Here is a 2,796-nt window from a genome sequence, read left to right on the forward strand (position 1 = left end):
CGACGTTCGAGGTGGATCTGATCGTGCCGATCGCGATGGAGGAAGGTCTTCGTTTTGCGGTCCGCGAGGGCGGCCATACGGTTGGCGCCGGCGTCGTCACCAAAATCCTCGAGTAGTCCGGTTTTATTGACTCGCGGCGGTCCGGTGGGAAGGGCCGCGGTCATAAATTCGTTTTACATTTGCAGCGGAAGGGAAGTGAGCGGTTATGGCCGATATCGTTGGGCTGGTCTGTACGACCTGCAAGCGGCGCAACTATACGACGACGGTGAACAAGAAGAAGCAGTCGAAGAAGCTGGAGATCAAAAAGTTCTGCAAGTGGTGCAACGCTTCCGTTGTGCATAAGGAGTCGAAGTAGTTCCGTTTCCGGCTCTTTTGAATTGGTGCCCTCGTTCAGCCCTCCGGATCTGCCGGGGGCTGAACTCTGATGAATGGGTCCTCCCGGCTCGAGCCGGGAGGACCCATTTTATCTCCTTTACGCTTCTTCGGTTGCCTCCCTGGGGGCGAACATCCTCTTCAGGCCCGCCTTGATCCGCTCCCTCCATGTCTGGAGGAACACGTAGAGTCCCGGGATCAGGAAGATGCCGAACGCCGTGGCCATGCTCATTCCGAAGAACATCGTCGTGCCTACGTGCAGGCGGCTTCCTGCGCCGGCTCCGGTTGCGAAGAGCATGGGCAGGACGCCGCAAACGCACGTGATCGCCGTCATCATGACGGAACGGAATCGTTCCGACCCCGCCTCGGCGGCGGCCTCGAGGATCGGCAGGCCGCCCACGTCGTGCTGTTCCACGGCGAACTCGATGATGAGGATCGCATTCTTCGCCGCAAGCCCTATCAGAAGGAGGATCCCGAGCTGGGTGTAGATGCTGATGGAGATATTCATGACCACGACCCCGATCAGCGCTCCCAGGAGGGCGACCGGGAGGGACAGAACGATGCCGAGGGGGATCGTCCAGCTCTCGTACTGAGCGACCAGGAAGAGGTAGCCGAAGATCAGCGCAATGCACAGGATGAGAACGACCTGACCGCCGGACTCCTGCTCCTGGTACGTCATGCCCGACCACGCGTAGGTATAGCCGTCCGGCAGGGCCTCGGACAATTTCCCGATGGCCGTGATGCCCTGTCCCGTCGAGTATCCGGGCTTCATGCTTATGGCGACCGAAGCGCTGGGGAAAAGGTTGTAGCGGCTGATCGCTCGGGGAGCCAGGATTTTTTCGATGGTCACGAAGCTCTGCACCGGGACCGGTATCCCCTTGCTGTTGTTGACGTAAACCTTGTTCACGGCCTCGATGGTGTTTCGGTACTCCCAGTCCGACTGCAGGATGACCTTGTTGACCTGGGTCCCGATGTTGATGTCGTTGACGTAAGCGGTCCCGAAGTACGTCTGCAGCGTGCTGAAGATGCTGGAGAGCGGCACGCCGAGCATCTCCGCCTTGCTCCGGTCGATGTTCAGTCTCAGGTGGGGCGTGTCGGACGTGTAGCTGCTGAAGGCATAGAGGAACTCCGGCGCCTGGTTGACCTGAGACAGAAAGCTCCTCAGGACCTCGGACAGCTTCTCGGGGTCGTTCTCGAGGGTGGACTGCAGCTGCATCTCCAGGCCGCTCGAGTTCCCCAGGCCCATGATGGCGGGGGGCGCGTAGGCGTTGATCTGCGCCTCCGGCATACCGGCGACGATGCTGCGGATCCGGCCCAGGATGCTGGATACGCTCTTCTCGGGACTCGTGCGCTGCGACCAGTGTTCGAGGGAAATGACGACCATGCCGACGTTTTCGCCCCCGCCCCCGCCCATCATGCTCATGCCGTCGATGTTCAGCGCGTAGGCCACGCCGGGGATTTCGCGCAGCTGCGGGATGAGCTTCTTCTTGAGCTCGTTGTACCGGCCCAGGGTGGCCCCCTCCGGAAGCTGGATGGAGACGAAGACGGAGCCTTGGTCCTCGTCCGGGATCAGGGTGGAGGATGTTGTCCGGAAGATGCCCCAGCAGCTGGCGAGGACGATCGCCATCAGTCCCAGGGTGACGACGGTCCTGCGGGCGATCCATATGGCGCCCCTGACGTACCCCCTCGTGGCGGCCGACACGGCCCGGTTGAACCAGGCCAGGGGACCCCGTTTCTTCATTCCGACGTTTCTCGTGAGCATGTGGGCGCACATCGCCGGGGAGAGCGTGAAGGCGACGAGGGTGGAGAAGCAGACCGAGACCGATATCGTCACCGCGAACTGTCGATAGATCTCGCCCGTGATGCCGCTCATGAAGGCCACGGGAAGAAAGATCGCGAGGAAGATCAGCGTGGTGGCGAGCATGGGGCCCGACACGTCCTTCATGGCCCGCCCGGTGGCCTCGCGAGCGTCGGTCCCATCCCGCTCCATGACGAAAAGCACGCGCTCCACGACGACGATGGCGTCGTCGACGACCGTCCCGATGACGAGCACGAGGGCGAAGAGCGTCAGAATGTTGATGCTGTAGTCGAGGGCGACCAGGATCATGAACGTGGCAGCCAGCGACACGGGGATCGCCGCCACCGGGACCAGGGTGACGCGCCAGTCCTGAAGGAAGAGGTAGCAGACCAGGACAACCAGTGAAAAAGTGAGCAGGAGCGTCTCCAGGATCTCCAAGATCGTCTCCCACACGTAGCTCGTCGTGTCGTAGGCGATCGTGTAGCTGACGTCCGTCGGGAAGCTCTTCTCCAGCTCGGCCATGACCTTCTTGACGTTGCTCATCACGTCCAGTGCGTTGGCGTCCGGGGACTGGGAGAGGGAGATGACGGTCGACGGGTTCCCGTTCAGCCCGGCGTGCGTGGTAT

Annotated in this window: 3 protein-coding genes; 2 read left to right on the top strand and 1 reads right to left on the bottom strand. The window is 61.7% G+C overall.

The genetic code is table 11. The features are described 5' to 3' along the window. Both ABLA28_RS11265 and rpmG read left to right on the top strand, forming a co-directional pair. A partial coding sequence (locus ABLA28_RS11265; RefSeq protein WP_347713745.1) for a hypothetical protein occupies nucleotides 1–116 on the top strand: 116 nt, incomplete at its 5' end. An 89-nt stretch (nucleotides 117–205) separates the two neighbouring features. Next, nucleotides 206–355, top strand: coding sequence for a 50S ribosomal protein L33 (gene rpmG / locus ABLA28_RS11270; protein ID WP_299075960.1), 150 nt, complete (start codon nucleotides 206–208; stop codon nucleotides 353–355). A 117-nt stretch (nucleotides 356–472) separates the two neighbouring features. Here rpmG and ABLA28_RS11275 read toward each other — a convergent pair. Further along, a partial coding sequence (locus tag ABLA28_RS11275; RefSeq protein WP_347713744.1) for an efflux RND transporter permease subunit occupies nucleotides 473–2,796 on the bottom strand: 2,324 nt, incomplete at its 5' end.

Origin of the sequence: uncultured Fretibacterium sp. (assembly GCF_963544685.1) — a bacterium.
Lineage (GTDB): Bacteria > Synergistota > Synergistia > Synergistales > Aminobacteriaceae > CAJPSE01.